Origin of the sequence: Burkholderia sp. BCC1640 (assembly GCF_902833125.1) — a bacterium.
In the GTDB taxonomy this organism is placed as follows: domain Bacteria; phylum Pseudomonadota; class Gammaproteobacteria; order Burkholderiales; family Burkholderiaceae; genus Burkholderia; species Burkholderia diffusa.
In genome coordinates, this window is the sequence record NZ_CADFEF010000011.1 from 64277 (window position 1) to 87803 (window position 23527).

At 67.9% G+C, this 23527-nt stretch carries 22 protein-coding genes and 1 tRNA gene; 9 read left to right on the forward strand and 14 right to left on the reverse strand.

The window, feature by feature from the left end; genetic code table 11:
• Window positions 1-11: 11 nt before the first annotated feature.
• The 4 genes from HWX25_RS14225 to mfd form a co-directional block, all read right to left on the reverse strand.
• On the reverse strand, window positions 12-485 hold the full coding sequence (locus HWX25_RS14225; protein ID WP_244138770.1) for a DUF3574 domain-containing protein: 474 nt from the start codon (window positions 483-485) through the stop codon (window positions 12-14).
• Between the two features lie 133 nt (window positions 486-618).
• A complete protein-coding gene (locus tag HWX25_RS14230) occupies window positions 619-1638 on the reverse strand; it encodes a threonine/serine dehydratase (RefSeq protein WP_059817680.1) in 1020 nt (339 codons plus the stop codon).
• 61 nt (window positions 1639-1699) lie between these two features.
• The gene (gene argE, locus HWX25_RS14235) at window positions 1700-2920 is read right to left on the reverse strand and encodes an acetylornithine deacetylase (protein ID WP_175908879.1); all 1221 of its coding nucleotides are present in this window, start codon (window positions 2918-2920) and stop codon (window positions 1700-1702) included.
• A 96-nt stretch (window positions 2921-3016) separates the two neighbouring features.
• Window positions 3017-6487 carry a transcription-repair coupling factor gene (gene mfd, locus HWX25_RS14240; protein ID WP_175908880.1) on the reverse strand — a complete coding sequence of 1157 codons (3471 nt, stop codon included), beginning with the start codon at window positions 6485-6487 and terminating at the stop codon, window positions 3017-3019.
• A 108-nt stretch (window positions 6488-6595) separates the two neighbouring features.
• Between mfd and ispD the strand changes: the two genes are divergently transcribed.
• Complete coding sequence (gene ispD, locus HWX25_RS14245) at window positions 6596-7306, forward strand: 2-C-methyl-D-erythritol 4-phosphate cytidylyltransferase (RefSeq protein WP_059693491.1); 711 nt, start codon at window positions 6596-6598, stop codon at window positions 7304-7306.
• A 28-nt stretch (window positions 7307-7334) separates the two neighbouring features.
• Window positions 7335-7820, forward strand: coding sequence for a 2-C-methyl-D-erythritol 2,4-cyclodiphosphate synthase (gene ispF / locus HWX25_RS14250; RefSeq protein ID WP_059817673.1), 486 nt, complete (start codon window positions 7335-7337; stop codon window positions 7818-7820).
• A gap of 143 nt (window positions 7821-7963) precedes the next feature.
• On the opposite strand, the gene HWX25_RS14255 is transcribed toward ispF, so the two are convergent.
• The 4 genes from HWX25_RS14255 to ompR all read right to left on the reverse strand — a co-directional run bounded on the left by HWX25_RS14255 (window position 7964) and on the right by ompR (window position 11433).
• Window positions 7964-8491 carry a carboxymuconolactone decarboxylase family protein gene (locus HWX25_RS14255; protein WP_175908881.1) on the reverse strand — a complete coding sequence of 176 codons (528 nt, stop codon included), beginning with the start codon at window positions 8489-8491 and terminating at the stop codon, window positions 7964-7966.
• Window positions 8492-8567: 76 nt separating this feature from the next.
• Window positions 8568-9116 (reverse strand): peroxiredoxin, encoded by a 549-nt coding sequence (locus HWX25_RS14260; RefSeq protein ID WP_031399305.1) that lies wholly within the window; start codon window positions 9114-9116, stop codon window positions 8568-8570.
• 189 nt (window positions 9117-9305) lie between these two features.
• A complete protein-coding gene (locus HWX25_RS14265; RefSeq protein ID WP_059693488.1) occupies window positions 9306-10667 on the reverse strand; it encodes an ATP-binding protein in 1362 nt (453 codons plus the stop codon).
• A gap of 40 nt (window positions 10668-10707) precedes the next feature.
• Complete coding sequence (ompR, locus tag HWX25_RS14270; protein ID WP_004199523.1) at window positions 10708-11433, reverse strand: two-component system response regulator OmpR; 726 nt, start codon at window positions 11431-11433, stop codon at window positions 10708-10710.
• 267 nt (window positions 11434-11700) lie between these two features.
• On the opposite strand from ompR, the gene HWX25_RS14275 reads away from it, so the two are divergent.
• The 3 genes from HWX25_RS14275 to HWX25_RS14285 all read left to right on the forward strand — a co-directional run bounded on the left by HWX25_RS14275 (window position 11701) and on the right by HWX25_RS14285 (window position 14803).
• Entirely contained in the window at window positions 11701-11979 is a 279-nt protein-coding gene (locus HWX25_RS14275) for a hypothetical protein (protein WP_059529638.1), read from the forward strand.
• 120 nt (window positions 11980-12099) lie between these two features.
• Window positions 12100-13512 carry a DUF1800 domain-containing protein gene (locus HWX25_RS14280; protein WP_175908882.1) on the forward strand — a complete coding sequence of 471 codons (1413 nt, stop codon included), beginning with the start codon at window positions 12100-12102 and terminating at the stop codon, window positions 13510-13512.
• Window positions 13513-13579: 67 nt separating this feature from the next.
• Window positions 13580-14803, forward strand: coding sequence for a DUF1501 domain-containing protein (locus HWX25_RS14285; RefSeq protein ID WP_059693483.1), 1224 nt, complete (start codon window positions 13580-13582; stop codon window positions 14801-14803).
• A gap of 24 nt (window positions 14804-14827) precedes the next feature.
• On the opposite strand, the gene hpnD is transcribed toward HWX25_RS14285, so the two are convergent.
• Window positions 14828-15661 carry a presqualene diphosphate synthase HpnD gene (gene hpnD, locus HWX25_RS14290; protein ID WP_175908883.1) on the reverse strand — a complete coding sequence of 278 codons (834 nt, stop codon included), beginning with the start codon at window positions 15659-15661 and terminating at the stop codon, window positions 14828-14830.
• A gap of 236 nt (window positions 15662-15897) precedes the next feature.
• Here hpnD and HWX25_RS14295 point away from each other — a divergent pair.
• Window positions 15898-15984, forward strand: a tRNA-Leu gene (locus HWX25_RS14295).
• 139 nt (window positions 15985-16123) lie between these two features.
• A complete protein-coding gene (locus tag HWX25_RS14300) occupies window positions 16124-16462 on the forward strand; it encodes a hypothetical protein (RefSeq protein ID WP_244138771.1) in 339 nt (112 codons plus the stop codon).
• A gap of 113 nt (window positions 16463-16575) precedes the next feature.
• Here HWX25_RS14300 and HWX25_RS14305 read toward each other — a convergent pair whose 3' ends face one another.
• The 4 genes from HWX25_RS14305 to HWX25_RS14320 all read right to left on the reverse strand — a co-directional run bounded on the left by HWX25_RS14305 (window position 16576) and on the right by HWX25_RS14320 (window position 20315).
• Window positions 16576-16806: a hypothetical protein gene (locus HWX25_RS14305; protein WP_059529650.1), complete on the reverse strand. Its 231-nt coding sequence runs from the start codon at window positions 16804-16806 to the stop codon at window positions 16576-16578.
• Window positions 16807-16903: 97 nt separating this feature from the next.
• Window positions 16904-18013 carry a class II histone deacetylase gene (locus tag HWX25_RS14310; RefSeq protein WP_175908884.1) on the reverse strand — a complete coding sequence of 370 codons (1110 nt, stop codon included), beginning with the start codon at window positions 18011-18013 and terminating at the stop codon, window positions 16904-16906.
• Between the two features lie 15 nt (window positions 18014-18028).
• A complete protein-coding gene (locus tag HWX25_RS14315) occupies window positions 18029-19246 on the reverse strand; it encodes an MFS transporter (RefSeq protein WP_175908885.1) in 1218 nt (405 codons plus the stop codon).
• A gap of 22 nt (window positions 19247-19268) precedes the next feature.
• Window positions 19269-20315: a porin gene (locus HWX25_RS14320; protein WP_175908886.1), complete on the reverse strand. Its 1047-nt coding sequence runs from the start codon at window positions 20313-20315 to the stop codon at window positions 19269-19271.
• 302 nt (window positions 20316-20617) lie between these two features.
• On the opposite strand from HWX25_RS14320, the gene HWX25_RS14325 reads away from it, so the two are divergent.
• Complete coding sequence (locus tag HWX25_RS14325) at window positions 20618-21763, forward strand: LuxR C-terminal-related transcriptional regulator (RefSeq protein WP_175908887.1); 1146 nt, start codon at window positions 20618-20620, stop codon at window positions 21761-21763.
• A 101-nt stretch (window positions 21764-21864) separates the two neighbouring features.
• Complete coding sequence (locus HWX25_RS14330) at window positions 21865-22863, forward strand: 2-dehydropantoate 2-reductase (protein WP_175908888.1); 999 nt, start codon at window positions 21865-21867, stop codon at window positions 22861-22863.
• Between the two features lie 154 nt (window positions 22864-23017).
• Here the strand turns inward: HWX25_RS14330 and HWX25_RS14335 are convergent, their stop codons facing one another.
• Complete coding sequence (locus tag HWX25_RS14335) at window positions 23018-23467, reverse strand: MarR family transcriptional regulator (protein ID WP_059693366.1); 450 nt, start codon at window positions 23465-23467, stop codon at window positions 23018-23020.
• Between the last annotated feature and the right edge of the window lie 60 nt (window positions 23468-23527).

Genomic DNA, 23527 nt, shown 5'->3' on the forward strand with positions numbered 1-23527 from the left:
ATGAAGACGAATCAGAACGACGCGCAGGCCGGCACGAGCGTGATGCCGACGGACTCCTGCCGGAAGCGCTCGCGGTACGCTTGCCGGATCTCGGCAAGCCGCGCGTGCGTGTTGGCCGTATCGTCGGCGACGATGCGGACCACGAAACTCGCTTCGCGGATGATGCGGCCGGTGGCGCGGTCGCGCCATTGGCCGCGGGTGTCCCAGTAGGTGAAGCCGTCCGGAAAGCGCGGCGTGACGACGTCGGCGAGGAACGCCGCGCGTTCCGCATCGGTGACGGGGCCGCGTCCGGCGATATCGCGCCCGAACAGCAGGTCGGCCTGCAGCATCCGGTGCGCGTCCGGCGGCTGCACGCAGGCCGTGGGCGTGTCGACGACGGGCGAGGGCGGCGCCGCGCAACCGGCGAGCAGCGCGATGGCGGCGATGCCGATCGCGTGGTGCGCGCGACGTCGCCACGTCGCGGGATGGGCGTTCGAAGGCGGCATCTGCCTATTTCGCGTCCGGCGTGCTTCGCGCGCGTAAAACGCTGCGCGCTCAACCACTTGCGTGCATGTCCGGCGGGTTATCAACAGGGCTGTCAACATAAACTGGGGATAACCCGGGGTGCCGTGCACGGCGTCAGTGCTGCAGTTTCGCGTGCGCGAGATGCATGCCGAGCGTCGCGGGGTCGGTGTTCGTGCCCGACAGCAGTACGCCGACCCGCTTGCCCTGCAGCGTTTCGCGCAGCGGGCCGAGCAGCGCCGCGAGCGCGGCCGCGCACGCCGGTTCGACCGCCAGCTTCAGATGCGAGAACAGGAACAGCATCGCCGCGCGCAGCGCGTCGTCGGACACCGTGACGATGCGGTCGACGTGGCGCCGGCACAGCTGGTAGCTGTATTCCTCGGTGTGCGGCGCCATCAGCGAGTCGGCGATGGTCTGCATCGCGCTCATCTTGATCGTGTGATTCGCCGCGAAGCTGCGGCTCATCGCGTCGGCGCCTTCCGGTTCGACGCCATACACGTGCACGCGCGGATTCGCGAGCCGCAGCGCGGTCGCCATGCCGGCCGCGAGCCCGCCGCCGCCGATCGGCACGATCACCGCGTCGAGATCGGGCGTCTGCGTCGCCCATTCGTAGCCGAGCGTCGCGGTGCCGAGAATCGTGTGATAGCCGTTGAACGGATGGATGAAGAAGCGGCCTTCCTCGGCCTCGATCCGCCGCACGAGGTCGAACGCCTGCGACGCGCTGCCGGCGAGCACGACTTCCGCGCGGTACTGCTTGCACTGCGCGATGCGCGCCGGGCTCGCGGTGTGGAACATCACGACCTTCGCGCTGCTGCCAAGCCGCATCGCCGCGTACGCGACGGCTGCCGCATGATTGCCGGCCGACACACACGTGACGCCGGCGTTCTTGCGCGCTTCGTCGAGGGCCAGCAGGTGCGTGAACGCACCACGCACCTTGAAGCTGCCGCTCACCTGCAGCAGCTCGAACTTGAAGTTGACGTGCGTGCCCTCGAGGGACGGCAGGTCGGCGCGCTCGAACACGGGCGTGCGCGCGACCCACGGCGACAACGCGAAATGCTGCGCGGCGATTTCGTCGAGCGTCGGAATCGGCTCGCCGTCGATCGTCGTATGGGCGGTGCCCTGTTGTTCAGTCGACATGACGTGGCGGATGGCGGGGTGGGCCGGCCCGCGCACGCAGGCCGGCGTGGCGGGGGGGCAGTCAGTGTGCGTCGACCGACATGCTGCGGATGAACTTGCGCAGGAACTGCTCGCAGGCGGCGAGCTGCGCGAGTTCGACATACTCGTTCGGCTTGTGCGCCTGTTCGATGTTGCCGGGCCCGCACACGATGCTCGGGATGCCCGCGCGTTCGAACAGGCCGGCCTCGGTGCCGTATGCGACCTTGCGCTTGTCCTGGTCGGCCGTCAGCGCGCGCACGAGCTGCGTGATCGCGGCCTGTTCGGTCGCATCGAGCCCGGGTGCGGCGGCGATCTTCGAGAACTCGATCGCCGCGTTCGGATGCTCGCGACGCATCTGCGGCAGCAGCGTTTCCTGCGCATACGCTTCGATGCGCGTGAAGATCTGCTCGGGGTCGAGCGTCGGCAGGTTGCGGAACTCGAAGTCGAACCGGCATTCGGCCGGCACCGTGTTGATCGCGTTGCCGCCCTGGATCGTGCTCGTTTGCGCGGTCGTGAACGGTACGTCGTACAGCTCGTCGAACGGGCCCTCGGCGCGGAAGCGCTCGGCGATGTCGCGGATGTGGCAGATGAGGCGCGCCGCGTATTCGATCGCGTTCAGGCCCTTCGGCGTCAGCGACGAGTGCGCCGCGTGGCCGCGCACGCAGCAGCGGTACGCGTTGATGCCCTTGTGCGCGATGATCGGCCGCATGCTCGTCGGCTCGCCGACGATGCAGCCGGACGGCTTCACGCCGCGCTTGACGAGATCGGCGATCAGAAGCGGTGCGCCCGCGCAGCCGATTTCCTCGTCATAGGACAGCGCGAAATGGATCGGCTTCGCGAGCTTCGTCGCCTGCATCTCCGGCAGCAGCGCGAGCGCCGCGCCGATGAAGCCCTTCATGTCGCACGTGCCGCGGCCATACAGGCGGCCGTCGCGCAGCTCCGGCGCGAACGGGTTGCTGTCCCACTGCTGGCCGTCGACCGGCACGACGTCGGTGTGCCCCGACAGCACGATGCCGCCGTCGGTCGAGCCGTCGTGCGCGGGCACGGTCGCGAACAGGTTGGCCCAGCCTTCGCGCGGATCGTGAGTGAGCGTCGACGCGATGCCCTTCGCGGCAAGTGCGTCGCGCACCGTTTCGATCAGGCCGAGGTTCGGCACGCGGCTCGTCGTGTCCATCGACACCAGCTGCTTGATCCAGGGCAGGCTGACGAGCGAAGCGTCGCCTTGGGTTGCGGCGGACGGCGCCGGCGCGTCGAGAGTGGACATGGCAAAACTCCGTCTGATGAATGGGAAAATCATACTCAAAAACGCGTTCGCCCGCCTTCGCCGGCCGCGATGCGGTGCAGCATCGCGGCCATGCCGTCAGCGTGCCGCGCTCGCCGTGTCCGCGCGCGGCGCGAGTGCGCGCAGCGTCTCCTTGATCGTCGACACGCGAATCGCGAGGTCGGGCGAGCGCGTCTCGATGCGCAGCTTGTCCTGGCCCGCGAGCTTGATGTGCCGATGTTTCTGCACCATCTCGATGATCCGCATCGGATCGATCGGCGGGTTCGGCTCGAACTGCAGCCCGATCGCCGCCTCGCTCGCGTCGATCTTGACGATGCCTAGCGGCTTCGCGGCCAGCCGCAGCCGGTGCGTCTCGACGAGCGCGTGCGCCTGCGGCGGCAGCTTGCCGAAGCGGTCGATCAGCTCTTCCTGGATGCCGTCGATCGCGTCGCCGTGTTCGCAGTTCGCGAGACGCTTGTACAGCGACAGCCGCTCCTGCACGTCCGCGCAGTAGTCGGCCGGCAGGATCGCGGGCGCGTGCAGGTTGATTTCCGTCGTCGCGGCGAGCGGGGCGGTGAGGTCGGGCTCCTTGCCGTTCTTCAGCGCCTTCACCGCGTCGTTCAGCATGTCGGTGTAAAGCTGGAAGCCGATCTCGTGGATCTCGCCCGACTGCTTGTCGCCGAGCACCTCGCCGGTGCCGCGGATCTCGAGGTCGTGCATCGCGAGATAGAAGCCCGAACCGAGTTCCTCCATCTGCTGGATCGCCTCGAGCCGGCGCTGCGCCTGCTTGGTCAGCGACTGAGGGTCGTGGACCAGCAGGTAGGCATACGCCTGGTGGTGCGAACGGCCGACCCGGCCGCGCAACTGGTGCAGCTGCGCGAGGCCGAACTTGTCCGAGCGATGCATGATGATCGTGTTCGCGCTCGGCACGTCGATGCCGGTCTCGATGATGGTCGTGCACAGCAGCACGTTCGCGCGCTGCGCGACGAAATCGCGCATCACGCGTTCGAGTTCGCGCTCGTGCATCTGGCCGTGCGCGATCACGATGCGCGCCTCGGGCACGAGTTCCTCGAGCATCGCCTTGCGGTTCTCGATCGTCTCGACCTCGTTGTGCAGGAAGTACACCTGGCCGCCGCGCTTCAGTTCGCGCAGCATCGCCTCGCGGATCACGCTTTCTTCCTCGCGCCGCACGAAGGTCTTGATCGCGAGCCGCTTTTGCGGCGCGGTCGCGATCACCGAGAAATCGCGCAGCCCCTCGAGCGCCATGCCGAGCGTGCGCGGGATCGGCGTCGCGGTCAGCGTCAGCACGTCGACCTCCGCGCGCAGCGCCTTCAGTGCTTCCTTCTGGCGCACGCCGAAGCGGTGTTCCTCGTCGATGATGACGAGGCCGAGGCGCTTGAACTGCACGTCCGACGACAGCAGCTTGTGCGTGCCGATCACGATGTCGACGCTGCCTTCGTTGATCTGCGCGATCGCCGCGTTCACTTCCTTCGCGGTCTTGAAACGCGACAGCTCGACGATGCGCACCGGCCAGTCCGCGAAACGGTCGGCGAAGGTCTGCGTGTGCTGCTCGGCGAGCAGCGTGGTCGGCGACAGCAGCGCGACCTGCTTGCCGCCCATCACCGCGATGAACGCGGCGCGCAGCGCGACCTCGGTCTTGCCGAAGCCGACGTCGCCGCACACGAGGCGGTCCATCGGCTTGCCGCTCGTCATGTCGCCGATCACGGCCGCGATCGCCGCGGCCTGGTCGGGCGTTTCCTCGAAGCCGAAGCTTTCCGCGAACTTCACGTAGTCGCGCGGCTCGAGCGCGAACGCATGGCCTTCGCGGGCCGCGCGGCGCGCATACAGGTTCAGCAGCTCGGCGGCCGTGTCGCGGATCTGCTGCGCGGCCTTGCGCTTCGCGCGCTCCCACTGGCCCGAGCCGAGCGCGTGCAGCGGCGCGCTGTCGGGATCGGCGCCGCTGTATCGCGAGATCACGTGCAGTTGCGCGACCGGCACGTAGAGCTTGCTCTCGCCCGCGTATTCGAGATGCAGGAATTCGGTCTCGCCTTCGCCGAGATCCATCGACACGAGGCCCATGTAGCGGCCGATGCCGTGCTGCGCATGCACGACCGGATCGCCGACCTTCAGCTCCGACAGGTCGCGCACCATCGCATCGACGTTGCTCGCCTGTTCCTGGCGGCGGCGCCCGGCGCGGCGGCCGAGCGCACCGTACAGCTCGGTTTCGGTGACGATCGCGTAGCCTTCGCCCGGCACCGCGAAGCCGCTCGCGAGCGGCGCGACGCCGAGCGCGAAGGGCGCGTCGCTTTCGAGCCAGCCTGTGAAGTGGTCGTTCGACGCGGGGCGCAGGTGATGCTCGGCGAGCAGTTGCAGGATCGTTTCGCGGCGGCCGGCCGACTCGACCGTCAGCAGCACGCGCTTGCCCGACGATTCGACGAACGTGCGCAGCGCGGCGAGCGGATCGTCGGCATGGCGGTCGACGGTGAGCTCGGGCAGGCCCGTCGCCCAGCCGCCCGCCGGCTGCGCGGGCAGCACGACGCGCGCGAACGGCTTCGCGAACGCGAAGAAATCCTCGTCGGACAGGAACAGGCGCTGCGGCTCGAGGATCGGCCGCTCGCGATCGTGCGCGAGGAACGCGTGACGCTGCTTCGTGTCGGCCGTGAAGCGTCGGATCGACGCTTCGAGGTCGCCGGTGAACACGAGGTGCGCATCCTGCGGCAGGTAGTGGAACAGCGTGGCCGTCTCGTCGAAGAAGAGGGGCAGGTAATACTCGATGCCGGCCGACGGCACGCCGTTGCCGATGTCCTTGTAGATCGGCGCGCGGCTCGGGTCGCCTTCGAAGGTTTCGCGCCAGCGGCTGCGGAAGGCCGTGCGCGCGGCTTCGTCGAACGGAAACTCGCGGCCGGGCAGGAGGCGCACGTCGCGCACCGGATAGAGGCTGCGTTGCGTATCGGGATCGAACGCACGGATCGAGTCGACCTGGTCGTCGAACAGGTCGATCCGGTAGGGCAGCGGCGAGCCCATCGGGTACAGGTCGAGCAGCGAGCCGCGCACGCAGTATTCGCCGGGGCGCACGACCTGGCTCACGTGCTCGTAGCCGGCCAGCGTGAGCTGCGCCTTCAGTTTTGCCTCGTCGAGCCGCTCGCCCTGCGCGAACGCGAACGTATATGCGGCCATGAACGATGCGGGCGGCATCCGGTACAGCGCCGTGGTCGCGGGCACCAGCAGGATGTCGCAGCGGCCCTCGCCGAGGTCGTGCAGCGTCGCGAGGCGCTCGGAGACGAGATCCTGGTGCGGCGAGAACGTGTCGTACGGCAGCGTTTCCCAGTCCGGCAGCAGGCGCACGCGCGCGTCGGGCGAGAAATAGCGGAGTTCCTGCGACAGCCGCTGCGCGTCGACCGCGTTCGCGCAGATCACCGCGAGGAGCGGGACCGCGTCGCGGTTGTCGGCGAGATAGCGGGCGATGGCGAGTGCGTCGGCGGAGCCGTGCGCGCCGTCGAAGGCGAACCGCTGGCCCGGTTTGACGCGGGCGACGGGCGAGGCGAACGGGGTGGAAGCGTTGTCTGGCATAGGGACGGCAGGGGTGGCGGGCACGGGCGCATCGCGGTGCGCCGGTCGAGACGAAAGACCTATTATAAAATCCGCTTCTCGATTTCATCTTTCCGGCGTTTCCCCTTCGTGACTCCCCGACTTTTCGCCCTGATTCCTTGCGCCGGCACAGGCAGCCGTTCCGGCTCTGCCGTGCCGAAGCAATACCGCACGCTGGCCGGCCGCGCGCTCCTGCATTACACGCTCGCCGCGTTCGACGCGTGCAGCGAATTCGCGCAGACGCTCGTCGTCCTCGCACCCGACGACACGCACTTCGACGCGCGCCGCTTCGCGGGCCTGCGTTTCGCGGTGCGCCGCTGCGGCGGCGGCTCGCGGCAGGCGTCGGTGCTCAACGGGCTGCTCGAGCTGGCCGAATTCGGCGCGACCGACCAGGACTGGGTGCTGGTGCACGACGCCGCGCGCCCGGGCATCACGCCGGAGCTGATCCGCACGCTGGTCGCGACGCTGAAGGACGACCCGGTCGGCGGCATCGTCGCACTGCCGGTGGCCGATACGCTCAAGCGCGTGCCGGCCGGCGGCGACGCGATCGCGCGCACCGAATCGCGCGACGCGCTGTGGCAGGCGCAGACGCCGCAGATGTTCCGCATCGGCATGCTGCGCGACGCGATCCTGCGCGCGCAGCGCGAAGGGCACGACCTGACCGACGAGGCCAGCGCGATCGAATGGGCCGGGCACACGCCGCGCGTCGTGCAGGGCAGCCTGCGCAACTTCAAGGTCACATACCCGGAAGATTTCGCGCTTGCGGAAGCGATCCTCGCGCGCTCCACGAACGCTTCCTGACTTTCACCTCATCTCAACCGGACTACGCATGGATTTCAGAATCGGACAAGGCTACGACGTGCACCAGCTCGTCGCGGGGCGCCCCCTCATCATCGGCGGCGTGACGATTCCTTACGAGCGCGGCCTGCTCGGTCATTCGGACGCGGACGTGCTGCTGCACGCGATCACCGACGCGCTGTTCGGCGCGGCGGCGCTGGGCGACATCGGCCGCCATTTCTCCGACACCGACGCGGCGTTCAAGGGCGCGGACAGCCGCGTGCTGCTGCGCGAGTGCGTCGCCCGCGTGAAGGCGGCCGGTTTCGCGATCCAGAACGTCGACAGCACGGTGATCGCGCAGGCGCCGAAGCTCGCGCCGCACATCGACGGGATGCGAGCGAACATCGCGGCCGATCTCGGGCTGCCGCTCGAGCGCGTGAACGTGAAGGCGAAGACCAACGAGAAGCTCGGCTATCTCGGCCGTGGCGAGGGCATCGAGGCGCAGGCCGCCGCGTTGCTGGTGAAGCAGGGCGCGTGAGCGTCTGAAGCCGATCCGACGCGGCGCGCCGGTCGCGCCGCCGGAATGAAAAATGCCACGCGCTTGCGTGGCATTTTCGTTTTGCGGTGCGGTGCCGCGCGCATGGCCGCCGCAGTGCACCGCGCTGCCGCTTGCGCGACGGCTTATTCGCCTTCGGCGGCGATCACCTGTGCGGCGGCGTTGATCACCGACGCGATACGGCCGACGTCGCGCAGCTGCGTCGTCGTCATGCCTTGCTCGTTCTTCAGCAGCGCATAGTGCGACTTCACGCAGAAGTGGCACTTGCCGACGATCGATGCGGCGAGCGCGTACATCTCGAACCTGCGCTTGTCGACGCCGCCGTGCGACGCATACGCGCCCATCCGCAGCTCGGCGCGCTGCGTCTTCAGGTCGGCGTCGTCGGCCATCTCGACATACGGATACCAGGTGTTGTTCATCCCCATCAGCGCGGCCGCCGTCAGCACGGCGTTCGTCTCTTCGGGCGACAGCACGTCGGCTTCACGGATCGTCTTCACGAGCACGGTGCTCTTCGCCGCGACCGCCGCGGCCAGCGCGACGCCGACTGCATCGGTGCCTTCGAGCGACGAGCGCGAGATCGTGCCGTCGAGGTTCAGGCGAATGTCCTTCGCGTAGTCGGGGATACGCGCCTTAATCGAGTCGATGAATTCCATTGATATCTCCTATGGGTTGGCCGTTAAAAAAGCCCGCAGGCAGGATGTGCGCCGCGGGCTTCGTGCATCGATGCGCTTACAGCGTTGCGCCGCCGACTGCACGGTTGCACGGGCAGAGTTCGTCCGTTTGCAGGCCGTCCAGAATGCGCAGGACTTCTTCCGGGCTACGGCCGACGTTCAGGTTGTTCACCGAAACGTGCTGGATCGTGTTGTCCGGATCGACGATGAACGTCGCGCGCAGGGCCACGCCGGCTTCCTTGTCGCGCACGCCGAGTTGGTCGATCAGCTCGCCCTTGACGTCGCCGAACGAGTAGTGGTTCAGCTTGTTCAGGTCCTTGTGCTCACGGCGCCATGCGAGCTTCACGAATTCGTTGTCCGAGCTGCCGCCGAGCAGGACGGCGTCGCGCTCTTCGAACTGCTTCGTCAGCTTCGCGAACTCGACGATTTCCGTCGGGCACACGAACGTGAAATCCTTCGGATAGAAGTAGATGATCTTCCACTTGCCCGGGAACGACGCTTCGGTGACGGTCTCGAACGCCGACTGGCCGTTTTCCTCGTGATTGTTGAAGCCCGGCTTCGCGGCTACGACGGTGAATGCTTCGAGTTTATCGCCCACGGTTTTCATGCGGATACTCCTGTATGAGTTGGGAAGAAGACTGAGTCAAGCTACCTCGGTGCTGCAACGTTGGTGTGACAGCATGGGCAGGACTGTAACACTATTAACAAAGCGCTTCAATAGATTTTGGCTAACGATTCCCATAGTTTTTTTCAACCGCGCCGATAGTGTGACGCGCAAGAAGCGTGCGCGAACGCGTCACGCCGTCGCACGCGCCTTGCCGGCGCCGGGGAATTCGAGGGTGACTTCGAGGCCCGCTTCGGGGCTGCGGTTGCGCAGGCGCAGCGCGCCGCGATAGCGGCCGACCAGGCGCAGCACGATCGCCATGCCGAGCCCCGTGCCGTCCGCCTTGGTGCGCGCCGTGTCGACACGGTAGAACGGCCGCATCACGAGCGGCAATTGGTCCTCGGGGATGCCGGGGCCCTCGTCGCTCACCGACAGCTCGACGCGCGCGTGCGTCACGCGCGTTTCGAGCGTGATGCGCGACACGCCGTCGTCGCGGCTCTGGCCGTATTTGCGCGCGTTCTCGACGAGGTTGCCGATCACGCGGCGCATGTCGGTCTCGTCGGCTTCGATCACGGCGGTCGCCGCGAGCCGCGTGCGGATCTCGACGCCGTCCTCGCCCGCCACGCGCGCGGCGACTTCCTGCGCGATCGACGACAGGTCGACGGGCTCGGGCTTGCGTTGCGACGGGCGCGCGTAATCGATGAAGGCCGCGATGATGCGGTCCATCTGCTCGATGTCGTCGACCATCGCGTCCTTGGTCGCCTGGTCGGACGGGCTCATCTCGGTCTCGAGGCGCAGCCGCGCGAGCGGCGTGCGGAGGTCGTGCGAGATGCCCGCGAGCATCAGCGCACGGTCGGCCTCGAGCTGTTCGAGATCGCGCACCATCTGGTTGAAGCTGCGGTTGGTCTCGGCCGCGACGCCCATCCCGCGCTCGGGCAGCAGCTCGGGCGTCTGGCCCGAGCCGATCTGCCGCGCGGCGAGCGCCAGCCGCGAGAACGGCCGGTTCACGAGACTCGTGATGAACGCCGAGCCGAACAGCGACAGCGCGAGCGCGAACAGGCCCCAGCCGGCCCACTGCAGGCCGGTGACGCTGTCGAGCTGGTCGCGGTCGAGCGCGACCCAGTAGTCGTCGTCGTCGATCTTGAAACTGATCCACACGCCCGGTATGTCGTTGACCGACTGCGCGATCACGGTGTCGTCGCCGAGACGGCTGCGGATGTCGTGTTCGATCAGGCGGTTCAGCGATTCGTCGGGCTGCAGCTTGAACTTGTCGGTTTTTTCGCGCGGGTACACGCGCACGCCCTCGTTGCTCTCGAGATCCTGCAGCAGCGCGCGCCGCAAATCGGGATCGGAATAGAGCAGGGCGGTGCGCGTGAGCTTCACGATCGCGACGAGCTGGAGCGCGACGCGCTGCGCACGCGGCTCGCGCTCGATCACGCGAAAGCTCTGGAACCACGCGGCGAGACTGACCGAGATCAGCAGCGCGATCAGCAGGAAGGTGCGCCAGAACAGCCCGCCGAACGCGAGCTGCAGGAGGCGCCGGTCGATACGCATGGGACGGGCCGAGGACGGGCGAAACCGGAAAGGAGAAAGATCAGGCGGCGCCGTCCGGAATGAACACGTAGCCGAGGCCCCAGACGGTCTGGATGAAGCGCGGGCTGCCCGGATCCGGCTCGATCAGCTTGCGCAGGCGCGAGATCTGCACGTCGAGGCTGCGGTCGAACACTTCGTATTCACGGCCGCGCGCGAGCTCCATCAGCTTTTCGCGCGACAGCGGCTGGCGCGGATGACGCGCGAACACCTTCAGCACCGAGAATTCGCCGGTCGTCAGCGGAATTTCCTGGCCGGACTTCGTCAGCGTGCGCGTCGCGAGGTTCAGCGAGAATTCGCCGAACTCGAACACCTCGGTGGTTTCAGACGGCGCGCCCGGCAGCTCGGCCGGCGCCTGGCGGCGCAGCACCGCGTGAATGCGCGCGACGAGTTCGCGCGGATTGAACGGCTTCGGCAGGTAGTCGTCGGCGCCCATCTCGAGGCCGACGATGCGATCGACGTCCTCGCCCTTCGCGGTGAGCATGATGATCGGCGTGCGGTCGTTGCTGCCGCGCAGGCGGCGGCAGATCGACAGGCCGTCCTCGCCCGGCAGCATCAGGTCGAGCACGAGCAGGTCGAAGCGCTCGCGCACCCAGAGCTTGTTCATCGCGGTCGCGTTTTCCGCGACGTACACGTTGAAACCCTGCTCGCCGAGATAGCGGCGCAGCAGATCGCGCAGGCGCGGGTCGTCGTCGACGACGAGAATCTTGGAGGGGTTTTTCGTTTCCATGAGCGGCATCTTATCGCGAATGGGAAATTACGCACGGTCGCGTATTTTCGCGCGTTACAGTCCGTTACAAAATTTACCCGTAGTGTCGCGCGGAGTAAAGGCAGGCTATAGAGATTCCTTTACTCGAAGCCGAAATTCGGTAGATACTCCCCTGCACTCCATCTTTCATCTTTGTACGCCCGAATTCCGCAGGGTTTTTCAAGTACCAGAGGTAACCGGTTGCCGCGTGACGAAGGGAACAAATCGACCAAAGAAGCGAGGACGCTCATGCGATCTGCCCGGATTGCACTGATGCTGACGATCGCACTTGCCGGTCCATATGCGTCGAACTTCGCGTATGCGCAGCGCCCCGAGCAGGGCGCCTCGTCGCGCAAGCTGCCGCGCGGCAAAGCGCCGCAGCCCGACCGCGCCGCCGACATGGCGGTCCGTTCCGCCGTGCCTCCCGATCTCGAACAGCGCCGCCGCGACGGGCACATGACGCCCGAGGAGCGCCACCTGTTGCGCCAGCACATCGAGGACGCCGTTCGCGAGCTGTACAAGCGCTGATCCGCACGCGCCCACGCGCGGCGCGGAAAGATTCCGTAGCAATTTTTCCGTCAACTTTCGGATGCCTGCTGCCGTTGTACCGGCATCCGCACCGCCGGTGCGTTCCGGGAGTCCACGACGATGAAAGCGAACGCTGCCGCCCCGGCATCGCCCGCGATGCAGGCGCCGCTCGACGCCGACGATGCGCTGTTCTTCCTGAGCCGCACCGGCTTTTCTCCCACACCGGCCGAGGTCGCCCGCATCGTCGGGATGACGCGCGCGCAAGTCGTGGCCGACACGCTCGGCAACGTGCGTCGCGACCCTGTGACGCCCTGGCCCGACTGGCTCGCCGAGTTACCGCCGACCCGCGCGCAGCGACAGGCGCTGACGCCCGACATGCGGCGCGACGAGCAGGGCGAGCGCAATCGCAGCTACGATGCGTTGCGTGCGGCGTGGGTCAACGAGATGGTCGTGACGCCGTCGCCGCTCACCGAGCGCATGACGCTGTTCTGGCACGGGCATTTCACGTCCGGGCAGGACAAGGTCCCGTATCCGCAGACGATGGCTGCGCAGAATGCGCTGTTTCGCCGCGAGGCGCTCGGCAACTTCGGCACGCTCCTGCATGCGGTCGCGAAGGATCCGGCGATGCTTCAGTATCTCGACGGCGCGAGCAACCGCAAGGGCCGTCCGAACGAGAACTTCGCGCGCGAGGTGATGGAGCTGTTTACGCTCGGCGAAGGGCATTACACGCAGCACGACGTCACCGAGGCCGCGCGCGCGATGACCGGCTGGAGCGTCGATCCCGATACGCTGCGCTTCGTGGTGCGGCCCGAATGGCACGACGCGGGCGACAAGACGATACTCGGCGAGACCGGTGCGTTCGACGGCGACGGCTTTCTCGACATCCTGTTGAAGCGGCCCGACACAGCACGCTTTATCGCCGGCAAGCTGTGGCGCGAGTTCGTATCCGATACGCCCGACGCCGGCGCGCTCGATGTCGTCGCCGAGCGGTTTCGTGCGAGCGGTTACGACATACGCGCGGCGCTCGCCGCGCTCTGGTCGACCGACGAATTCTGGGATCCGCGCAATCGCGGCGTGCTCGTGAAGTCGCCGGCCGAGTTCGTCGTCGGATCGGTGCGGTTGTTCGATGTCGCGTACGGCGATCCGCAGATGCTCGCGAACACCGTGCGCACGCTCGGGCAGAACCTGTTCTATCCGCCGAACGTGAAGGGCTGGCCGGGTGGCGCGATGTGGATCAACAGCACGACGCTGCTTGCGCGCAAGCAGTTCGTCGAGCAACTATTCCGCGCGACCGAGACCGCCGGCATGCGCGGCGCGCCGGCCCGGCCCGCGCGCGGCGGCCTGCGATTCGACCTCGAACGCTGGCTTGCGCAGTATCGTGCACGGCCGCAGGCGATTGCCGGATTGTCGACCGAGCTTCAACTGCAGCACGCGGTGCTGCCGGTGTCGCCGGTCGCGGCCATCGATACGGACTCGACCGGCAGCGCGTATCTCGAGGCGTTGCTGATGGATCCGGCCTATCAACTGAAATGACCGAAACGACGATGAACAGGTGCGCTGCCGCGGTGGCCATGCCGCGCGGCAAACCGAAGGATGCACGATGAACCGACGTGATTTTCTGACGCTGACGGGCGCCGCGGCCGCGGCGGGCGTGTCGTTGTGGCAGCCGCCCGCGCAGGCGGCGACATCGATCGCCGCGGCGGGGCGGCAGCCGGCGGCCGGCTATGCGAACGTGCTGATCCTCGTCGAGCTGAAGGGCGGCAACGACGGCCTCAACACTGTGGTGCCGTATGCCGATCCGCTCTACTACCAGTTTCGCCGAAGCATCGGCATCAAGCGAGACCAGGTGCTGCAGCTCGATGCGCATACGGGGCTGCACCCGTCGCTCGCGCCGTTGATGCCGCTGTGGCGCGACGGGCAAGTCGCGGTCGTGCAGGGCGTCGGCTATCCGCAGCCGAACCTGTCGCATTTCCGCTCGATCGAGATCTGGGATACCGCGTCGCGCTCCGACCAGTACCTGCACGAAGGCTGGCTCACGCGCACGTTCGCGCAGGCGCCGGTGCCGCCGGGCTTCGCGGCCGACGGCGTCGTGCTCGGCAGCGCGGAGATGGGGCCGCTCGCGAACGGCGCGCGCGCGATCGCGCTCGTCAATCCGGCGCAGTTCATCCGCGCGGCGCGGTTGGCCGAACCGTCGTCGCTGCGCGAGCGGAACCCGGCGCTCGCGCACATCATCGACGTCGAGAACGACATCGTGAAGGCGGCCGACCGGCTGCGCCCGCGCGGCGGCATGCGCGAGTTCAGGACCGCCTTTCCGGCCGGTACATTCGGTACGTCGGTGAAGACCGCGATGCAGGTGCTCGCGGCATGCGAGGCGTCGGGGCCCGGCGCGCAGGACGGCGTCGCGGTGTTGCGGCTCACGCTCAACGGTTTCGATACGCACCAGAACCAGCCGGGGCAGCAGGCTGCGCTGCTCAAGCAGTTCGCGGAAGGGATGAGTGCGATGCGCGGTGCGTTGATCGAACTCGGGCGCTGGAACCAGACGCTCGTGATGACGTATGCGGAATTCGGGCGGCGCGTGCGCGAGAACCAGAGCAACGGCACCGATCACGGCACCGCCGCGCCGCATTTCGTGATGGGCGGGCGCGTGGCGGGCGGGTTGTACGGCGCGGCGCCGGCACTCGGGCATCTCGACGGCAACGGCAACCTGCCGGTCGCGGTCGATTTCCGTCAGCTGTATGCGACCGTGCTCGGGCCGTGGTGGGGGCTCGATGCGACGCACGTGCTGCAGCAGCGCTTCGATACGCTGCCGCTGCTGAAGGTGTGATGCCGGGGAGGGTGACGGCGCGGGTCAGCGGCGGCGTGCCGCGCGCCACGCGATCCACAGCTTGCGGATCGGTGTCAGGGCGATGCGCTGGTGCAGCACCTGGTAGCCGTCGCGCTCGATTTCGTCGAGCAGCGCACCGGCCAGTGCAATCTGCGCGCGCAGCGTGCGTTGCGCGCGGCGCTCGGATGCGGGGACTGCTGCGTCGGCGGCGGCCAGCGCGTCGCGTGCGCGGCCCGTCTGAAACTGCAGCAGCTCGGTGAAAGCCGGGCTGTAGCGGCGGTTCAGCAGGTCGGCAGCGGTCACGTTGTAGCGTTGCAGTTCGTCGATCGGCAGATAGATGCGGCCGTGCCGCGCGTCGTTGCCGAGTTCCTGCACGAATTGCGCGAGCATCAGCGCGCGGCCGGCATCCGCGGCCCACGGTTGCGGGTCGGCCGGATTCGCGGCACTTGCGCGCGCGACCAGCGACGCAAAGGTGCCGCCCACCTGCGCGATGTAGCGCTGCAGGTTCGCGAAATCCAGGTAACGCGCCTGTTCGAGATCCATCCCGTAACCGTCGACGAGTGTGCGCAGCGCATCGGATTCGGCCCCGATCGCCGGGTGGTGTTGCGCGAGCGCCTTCGTGACCGGATGCGACGGTTCGCCGGCGGCGAGCGCCGCGAGTTCCTTGTGCCACCACGCGAGCTTCGTGTGTCCGACGGTCGGATCGCTGGTTTCCTTGACGGTTTCCTCGAGTTCGCGGCGCAGCGCGAACAGGGCCGTCAGCCGCGGTTCGGCGGCGAGCGGCGCCTGGCGCAGCGCGTAGTAGACGCTGGAGCCTGCGGGGGCGGCCTTTTGCTGACAGTAGTCGTCGAAGTTCACGGGTGGGATCGTGGCGGAGGCGGGTTCGGGGACGCGCGCCGGCGCATGGCCGGCACGTCGAGCGCGGCATTCTAGCACCGCTCTTCGACGGGCGCCGGTGGGGCGAGACAATGCTGCGCAGATCGGGTAGAATCTCGCGCTCGCCTGATCGGGTGTGCCGGTTTTCGGTTCGGCATGAAGTCCCGGGCGCGTGGAGAACGCATCTTGCGTGCCACGCGATGAGGCGACAGAAATCCGCGTGAGTGGCGAAATTGGTAGACGCACCAGGTTTAGGTCCTGACGCCCGCAAGGGTGTGCCGGTTCGAGTCCGGCCTCACGCACCACGAAGTTGAACGTGCCCCGCCAAGGGCCGTTCCCGAGAAAGCGCTGCCGGTTGGCTGACCGGCAGCGCTTTTTTGTTGGTGTGGTTCCGCGGGGGAGTGCGCACGCTTTCGCAGGCACGGAAAACCGGCTGCGCATATCATGAACAACGCCATTCATTCACGTGGGTTGTTCGACCGGGGACCATCGATGACCAACCTCGCACGCATGCTGATTTCCCTTCTTTCTCTGACGCTGGCAATACCGGCGTATGCCGCCACGCCTGCCGACAACGTCGCATGGAGCGCACGGCCCGTGCAGGCGATCGCGCCGTCACCGGGGTGCATGGCCTACTCGGGGCGGCCCATCTCGAGCGGTGAGCCCACGACGACGGAAGCCATGCTGAAATCGCTCGGCACGGTGCTGGTGGGTTCCGCGCTGAGCGCCATCCACGGCTATCAGGGGCCGGTCCCGAATCCGTGCGCACGCGCGGGCCTGTGAACGGTTCCAGGCCGAACGGGGAGGCTTGCTGCTCGCCGCAGATACCTGTACTGGACCTGAAAAAGAAGCGCCGCGCGTCCACCGACCGCGGCGCTTCGTCGTTTCAAGCGTGCCTAGTCCCAGAAACTCCGCACCGCGACCGCCACGATCACCGGCACCGAGAACACCAGCGGAATCGCGAAATACTGCGCTTCGCGATCGACGATCCAGCTATAGATCAACCACGCCGCGCCGATCGCGAACGTGACGAGCCCGACCAGCACGGCGGCGATATTCAGTGCGAGCTTCGAAGGCTGGCGGCGCGCTTTGTCGTTGGTGTCGGGATCGCGCGGAGACGATTTCATCTGAAGAGGGGGCCGGACCTGGCAGGTGTAAAAGCACAGGAAACCCCATCCGCACCGATCGCGCAAGGGCCGGCTCCGCATCGTTGGTGAGCGCGCGTTACAAGCCGAACGACACGGCCAGTTCGTCGAGCAGTTCGCGCTGGAACGCGACGAACCGCTCGCCCGGCTGCTGCGCGATCGCGAGATCCAGCATCGGATCGGCGACATCGGTTCGGATACCGGCCAGTTCCTCGACGATCGCGAGTCCGCAGAACGGCACGTACGCTTCCGAATAGCCGCCCTCGTGGACGATCACGAGCCGCCCGCCGCAATGGCGTTGCGCCGCCTCCTTTACCGCGCGCGTCATGTACCGGTAACTGTCCGTATGCAATTGCATGCGCGCGAGCGGATCGACCGCGTTCGCATCGAGGCCGCTCGCGACGACGATCAGTTCCGGCCGGAACCGCTCCAGCGCCGGCAGCACGATCCGCTCGAACGCATGGCGATACGCGTCGTCGCCGCTGCCCGCGAGCAACGGCACGTTCAGGTTCGCGCCGATGCCCGCACCTGCGCCGCGCTCATCGCCGCCGCTGTAGCCGGGCGGAAAGCAGCGGTCCTGATGCAGCGAGATCGTCAGCGTGTCCGGATCGTCGTAGTAGATCGACTGCGTGCCGTTGCCGTGATGCACGTCCCAGTCGATCACCGCCACGCGGTCGATGCCATGCTTCGCGCGTGCGGCCTCGATCGCTATCGGGATGTTCGCGAGCAGGCAGAAGCCCATCGGGCGATCGCGCAGACAGTGATGGCCGGGCGGTCGCGACAGCGAAAACGCGTTCGCCGCGCGCTCGGCGACGACGGCGTCGACCGCCGCGATCGCGAGACCCGCGGACAGCGCGGCGATCTCGTAGCTACCCTTGCCGAACGGCGCGAGATCGCCGAGGTCGCCGCCGTTCGCATCGCTGAGCGCGCGGAACGCATCGAGATAGCTCGCCGGGTGGATGCGCAGCAGATCGCCGGTGGTGGCCGGCGCGGCACCGCGCATGTCGAGGTGGTTGGCCAGGCCCGACGCCTGCACGAGCGACAGGAGGCGGCGCTTCGAATCGGGCGATTCCGCGTAGCCGGTGCTCGACGGCGGCTGGACCCAGCCGCCGACCGGGAAGAACAGCGCGTGCGTGCCGCCGGTGTGCCAGAAGGTGCGTTCATCGGTGAAGAAGGCAGTGCGATTCATGGATGGGTCGACCTGTCACGGTTGGGAAGAAACGGAAGTGATGGACATCCGCGCGCGCCGATCGATATGGCGCAGCGCGGCAAACGACGCGATCGCGACGGCCGTCGCGGCCGCGAACAGCGTGTGCATCGTGCCGCCGGCATCGAGCAACAGCCCGGCGAGGAGCGGGCCGGCCGCGAGGCCCGCGCCGATCACGAAATTGAGCGTCGCGACGAGCCGCCCGGACGTGTCGATCTGCGCGACGGTCGCGAGAATGAACGGCAGTACGAACGTCCACGCAAACTTGAACGCGAAGATCGCGGCGCCGTAGCCGCTCGCATGCGGCAGCGCGGCGAGGGCGACGAGCGACGCCACGAGCAGCGCGTAACCGGCGGCCAGCATCGTGCGCCGCGCAAGCCGGCCGCCCGCGCACGATGCGAGCGCCGCGCCGGCTATCCCCATCACGCTCGCGATCGCGAGCACGTTGCCGGTCGATTGCTGGTCGAGTCCGGCTTCCGCCGCCGCGCGGCTCGCGAACGTCCACACGCTGCCGATCGCGAGATAGAAGCTCAGTACCGCGCCGATCGTGAGCGCGACGAAGAGCCGTGATGCATCCGTCGCGGCGCCGCGCGCGGCCCGGGCCGACGCGGTCCGCGCACCGAGCGTCGCCGGAAAGCCGCGTGACAACGGCGCGGCAACCAGCGCGAGCGCGGCGAGCGCGACGTACAGCGCGCGCAGCCCGAACGCGGCGAACACGTGCGGCAGCACAAACAGGCCTACCGCACCGGCGACCAACTGGCCGACGACCCACAGCCCGTACACGCGATCGCTGTTCTCGCTCGTGGCCGCGCTGGTCATGCAGAGCACCATCAGCGAGCCGCCGCCGAGTGCGGTGACGGCTCGCAGCGCGAGCAGCGCGACGAAGCCGGGCATCCACAACGCGGTCAGGAGATTGCCCGCGCCGAACAGCGCGATCGCGCACGCGGCGACGCGGCGCGCATCGACGCGGCCGAGCCACAGGTACGACGGCACGGTCGCGAGGCTGAACGCGCCGAGTTCGACGAAGAAGTAGGTGCCGATCTGCGACGCGGACAGCCCGAGCTGCGTCGCCAGTTGACCGGCGACGGCCGGCGCGACGAGCAGCAGCAGCGGCGTAATGGCCGCGAACACGACGAGCGCGACGAGCGTCGAGCGCGCGAAAGGCGCCGCGCGGCCGTCGGACGACGGCGCGGCATCGGAGCAAAGGGTTTTCATGGCGGGATCTCGCTGGACGGAATCAGAACAGGTGATACATGCCGACCATCGCGCCGAACTGCGATGCGCCGGCGAGCGGTGTCGGGTCGTATTCGTAGACGGTCTGCGAACTCTGGCCGCTGTTGCGCGCATAACCGAGGTTCATGTAGGCGACGGTGCGTTTGGACAGCGCGTAGGTGGTGCTGGCGATGAAGAGCGTCGGGTGGCCGATCGTCGGCGTGTGCGAATCGGTGTGGTAGACGCCCGCGTTCAGCCCGATTCCGCCCGATGTCAGATAACGGGCGCCGCCCCAGACGATCGTGCGCGCCGCTTCGAGGTCGCCGGTCAGGCGTTCGACGCCCGCGTAGACGGTGAGCGGCAGCGTCGCGAACGCGTAACGCGCGGCGAGCGTGCCGAGTTCGCGGCGGCGCGCGGACGCGTCCTCTGCGGCCGACGCGTCGCCGTGCGCCTGATGCAGCACCGCGCTGACCGACAGTCCGTTGCTGGCGTACTGACCGCCGAGCTCGAGCACGCGCCCGGCGCGCGCGTTGCCCGCGACGCCGGCGGTCGCGGCGAGGGCCTCGACATCGAAGCCGGCGAACGTCGGAGACTGGTACTTGATCGAGTGGTCGATGAAGTTCGCGTTCATCGGCACGAGCACGCCCTGGCCGCTGTACGACGCGTACCACAGCGGGTCGTAGAACAGCGTCTTGTCGAACAGCACGCTGAACTGCCGGCCGAGCGTCACGGTGCCGACGGGCCCCGCGATGCCGACGTATGCGCCGCGAAAGAACGCGTAGCCCGGGGCGGTCGATGTGCCGTCGTTGACGTTGAGGCCCTGTTCGAGCTTGAACAGCGCGCGCCATCCGCCGCCGAGATCCTTGGTGCCTTTCAGCCCGACCTGCGACGGCAGGATGCCGTAGTTCTGCAATCGCACGGCCGCTTGCCGTCCGTCGGCATGCGTCAGGTACTGCACGCCGGCGTCGAGCGCGCCGTACAGCGTGAGAGTCGATTGCGCGTGCGCGGCGAGGCTGCACGCGGCGAGCGCCGCGGTGGCCGTGGCCGTGCTGATGAAGCGGGGTGTCATCACGTTGGGATCTCCATTCCGTCCTGCATCGCTTGTCGTTGGTGTTGTCGCGACGCAGTGTCGGCAGCGGGAAAACCGCTGAACAGTCGTGCAGATGAACGGTGAGGAAAACCCGCGGTGCACGGGATGGACGTACCGCGACACCTCAGCGCGGCGTGCTGCGCAGCAGCAACGGGCGGCGCACCGTTCAAATGGATGGGGTTGCCGCGTGTTCTGGTGGCGGGGCCCGCCAAAAATGCCGGTCGCTATAATCGGCCGGTCTGCATTGCGCGCATCAGCGGCCCGATCGGGCAGGGGAGCGGAAGGTGAGGATCACCACGGATATCAGGCAGGATCCCGATGCGCTGCGCGATGTGCCGGCCGCGATCGTGCTCGACGAATCCGCATGGCCGCCGCTGCCGTCGCGCCGCGCCGATTTCGACGGCGTGACGCGCGGCGACGCGGCGCGACGCGAACTCGGCCTGATGCTGCTCGACCTGTACGCGCTCGCCGCGCAGTCGAGCATCGGCGAATTCGAGTGCCGCTTCTTTTCGCTGCTGCAGGGGCTCATCCCGTTCGACGCCGCATGGACCGGCGTCGCGACGCACGTGCCGACCGGCCCGGTGATGCACAACAGTTTCCTGTACCGTCTTCCGCACGCGTTCTTCGGCGACTGGAAACGCGTGCGCGACTGCGATCCGCTCGCGCAGCGCACGCTGCTCGGCGCGCATGGTCGCGCGGTGCGCTTGTCGGTCGTCGAACCCGGGTTCGACGCGCGGTTTCGCGACTGGTGCGTGAAGTACGGGCTGGCGCAACTGATGTGCGTGTGTACGCTCGATCGCCGCTTCGGGTTGACGACGTTCATGTCGATCTACCGCCAGGGCCTGAACCGTCCGTTCAGCGACGACGACGCGAGCCGCTTCGAGGAAGTGATTCCGCATCTGGCGGCCGCGCTGACGATCAACCGTGCGGCACAGCTCACGCGCGAGCGTGCCGATGCGGTGGCGCCGGCGGCGCGCGCGCTGTGCGACAACTTCGGCGTGCTGCATCACGCTGACCACGGATTCGACGACGTGCTGCGGACTGAATGGCCGGCGTGGACGGGCCCGCGCGTGCCGGAGCCGCTGGTCGCGCATGTGCGGCGCCAGTCGGGCCAGCCGTACATCGGCGACGCGCTGCGCATCCAGTGCGTGCCCGTCGCGGGACTGTTCCAGATCGAGGCGCGGCCGCGCTCGCTGCTCGACCGGCTGAGCCCGCGCGAGCTGGCGGCGATCCGCTATTACGGTGCCGGCCGTTCGCACAAGGAGGTCGCGCAGCAGATGGCGATTTCGCCGACGACCGTGCGTCACTATCTGCGCTGCGCGTACCGCAAGCTCGGCATGCACGACAAGAGCCAGATCGCCGGCGTGCTCGGCGCGACGGGCGGCTCGACCGACGACGAGCCTGTGGAGGCGGGCATCGCACCGCGCTGAATCGCTCATGCGAACACGGTCACGCAGATGCTTGCGTGAATGGTTGTAGCCGCAACCATCTGGCGCTATGCTCGTCAGCTCCCGGTAGACGGATTTCCATCATGAACGACACGAATTCAGGGTCGGTGCGCGCGGCGGTGGTCGGTGTCGGCGCGATCGGCGGGTTGCTCGCGGCCGCGCTGTCGCGGGCCGGCATGACGGTGAGCGCATTCGCGCGCGGCGCGACACTCGATGCCCTGAACGCGCACGGCGTGCGCATGATCGACGAAGCGGGCACCGAGTCGTCGATCCCGGTGCGTGCGAGCGACGACGCGGCCGCGCTCGGCGTGCAGGACTACGTGGTGATCGCGCTCAAAGCGCAGGCATTGCCGGCGCTGGCCGCGCGCATCGCGCCGCTGGTCGGGCCCGGCACGGTGATCGTCGCCGCGATGAACGGGCTGCCGTGGTGGTTCACGCACGGGTTCGCGGGCCCGCTCGACGGCGTGCCGCTCGATGCGGTCGATCCGGCGGGGGCGGTCTCGGCGGCGCTGCCGCCCGCGCAGGCGATTGGCTGCGTTGTGCACCTCTCGTCGAGCACCGACGCGCCCGGTATCGTGCGCCGCGGTCGCGGCAACCGTCTGATCATTGGCTCGCCCGATCCGCGGCTCGATGCGTCGACCGCGCGATTCGCGGCGGCGCTCGCCGCGGGCGGCTTCGACGTCGAGTCGACCGCGGCGATCCGCACCGAAATCTGGGCAAAGCTGTGGGGCAACATGAACATGAACCCGTTGAGCGCGCTGACGGGTTCGACCGCCTCGCAACTGCTTGACGATCCGTTCACGCACGACCTCGCGTTGCGGATGATGGAGGAGGCGGCCGCGATCGGCGCGAAGCTCGGTCTCGATACGGGAATGAGCGGGCCGGAGCGGATTGCCGTGACGCGCAAGCTCGGTGCATTCAGGACATCGATGCTGCAGGATTTCGAGGCCGGGCGAGCACTGGAAATCGGGCCGATCCTCGGCGTGTTTCCGGAACTGGGACGCAAGCTCGACGTGCCGACGCCGTATTGCGACGCGGTGCTGGGATTGCTGCGTCAGCGTGCGGCAAACAGCGGGCTATAACGGAGGCGAATGGCCGCGCCGATGGCCGGCACGAGAAGAAGGATGAAGAAGTGCCGGGCAGTCGTCCGGTAGCCACGGCAAGGGAAGCCGGGCACGCTGCCCTTGGGCTTGCCCTTGCGCGACTCGGGTGGTCCGAAGGCGCCCGTATTGCGATTCAGTCGTCGCGTTCGACCGCGTTCGCGACGACCTTGTCGAGCAGTCGCTCGAACGTCTGGCGCTCGCTGTCGGACAGGCAAGCGAGCAAGCCGTCATTCCACTTGCGCACGATCGGCATGATCTTGCGATGCAGCGCGCGGCCGTCGGCGGTCAGCGCGATCAGCACGATCCGGCCGTCTTCCTCGCTCGCGCTGCGCTGGAGCAGCCCCTGGCGCAGCAGCGCTTCCGCCGCGCGGCTCGCCTGGCTCTTGTCGAGGTTGGTGTGGCGAGCGAGATCCATGATCGAAAACGGACCGAAGGCGCCGACGGCGGCGATCACCCGCGCCTCGGGCAGCGAGATGTCCAGCTTGTGCCGGTACACGTCGGCGATCCCGCGGTCGGATCGCTTCGTGAGCGCATGGAGGCGATAGGTCAGAAACTGATCGAGCCCGGCTTGGCGGCCTTTCATGTCGAATCCTGAAGAAAAAGGGCGGGCCCGATTGTTCCTGTATCGCGCGCTCGGGTCAAC

What these genes read in the sequence shown, in the direction of transcription:
- HWX25_RS14225 (WP_244138770.1), bottom strand. Translation starts at nt 485, where the DNA reads ATGCCGCCTTCGAACGCCCATCCCGCGACGTGGCGACGTCGCGCGCAC.
- HWX25_RS14230 (WP_059817680.1), bottom strand. Translation starts at nt 1,638, where the DNA reads ATGTCGACTGAACAACAGGGCACCGCCCATACGACGATCGACGGCGAG.
- argE (WP_175908879.1), bottom strand. Translation starts at nt 2,920, where the DNA reads ATGTCCACTCTCGACGCGCCGGCGCCGTCCGCCGCAACCCAAGGCGAC.
- mfd (WP_175908880.1), bottom strand. Translation starts at nt 6,487, where the DNA reads ATGCCAGACAACGCTTCCACCCCGTTCGCCTCGCCCGTCGCCCGCGTC.
- ispF (WP_059817673.1), top strand. Translation starts at nt 7,335, where the DNA reads ATGGATTTCAGAATCGGACAAGGCTACGACGTGCACCAGCTCGTCGCG.
- HWX25_RS14255 (WP_175908881.1), bottom strand. Translation starts at nt 8,491, where the DNA reads ATGGAATTCATCGACTCGATTAAGGCGCGTATCCCCGACTACGCGAAG.
- HWX25_RS14260 (WP_031399305.1), bottom strand. Translation starts at nt 9,116, where the DNA reads ATGAAAACCGTGGGCGATAAACTCGAAGCATTCACCGTCGTAGCCGCG.
- HWX25_RS14265 (WP_059693488.1), bottom strand. Translation starts at nt 10,667, where the DNA reads ATGCGTATCGACCGGCGCCTCCTGCAGCTCGCGTTCGGCGGGCTGTTC.
- ompR (WP_004199523.1), bottom strand. Translation starts at nt 11,433, where the DNA reads ATGGAAACGAAAAACCCCTCCAAGATTCTCGTCGTCGACGACGACCCG.
- HWX25_RS14275 (WP_059529638.1), top strand. Translation starts at nt 11,701, where the DNA reads ATGCGATCTGCCCGGATTGCACTGATGCTGACGATCGCACTTGCCGGT.
- HWX25_RS14280 (WP_175908882.1), top strand. Translation starts at nt 12,100, where the DNA reads ATGAAAGCGAACGCTGCCGCCCCGGCATCGCCCGCGATGCAGGCGCCG.
- HWX25_RS14285 (WP_059693483.1), top strand. Translation starts at nt 13,580, where the DNA reads ATGAACCGACGTGATTTTCTGACGCTGACGGGCGCCGCGGCCGCGGCG.
- HWX25_RS14300 (WP_244138771.1), top strand. Translation starts at nt 16,124, where the DNA reads ATGAACAACGCCATTCATTCACGTGGGTTGTTCGACCGGGGACCATCG.
- HWX25_RS14305 (WP_059529650.1), bottom strand. Translation starts at nt 16,806, where the DNA reads ATGAAATCGTCTCCGCGCGATCCCGACACCAACGACAAAGCGCGCCGC.
- HWX25_RS14310 (WP_175908884.1), bottom strand. Translation starts at nt 18,013, where the DNA reads ATGAATCGCACTGCCTTCTTCACCGATGAACGCACCTTCTGGCACACC.
- HWX25_RS14315 (WP_175908885.1), bottom strand. Translation starts at nt 19,246, where the DNA reads ATGAAAACCCTTTGCTCCGATGCCGCGCCGTCGTCCGACGGCCGCGCG.
- HWX25_RS14330 (WP_175908888.1), top strand. Translation starts at nt 21,865, where the DNA reads ATGAACGACACGAATTCAGGGTCGGTGCGCGCGGCGGTGGTCGGTGTC.
- HWX25_RS14335 (WP_059693366.1), bottom strand. Translation starts at nt 23,467, where the DNA reads ATGAAAGGCCGCCAAGCCGGGCTCGATCAGTTTCTGACCTATCGCCTC.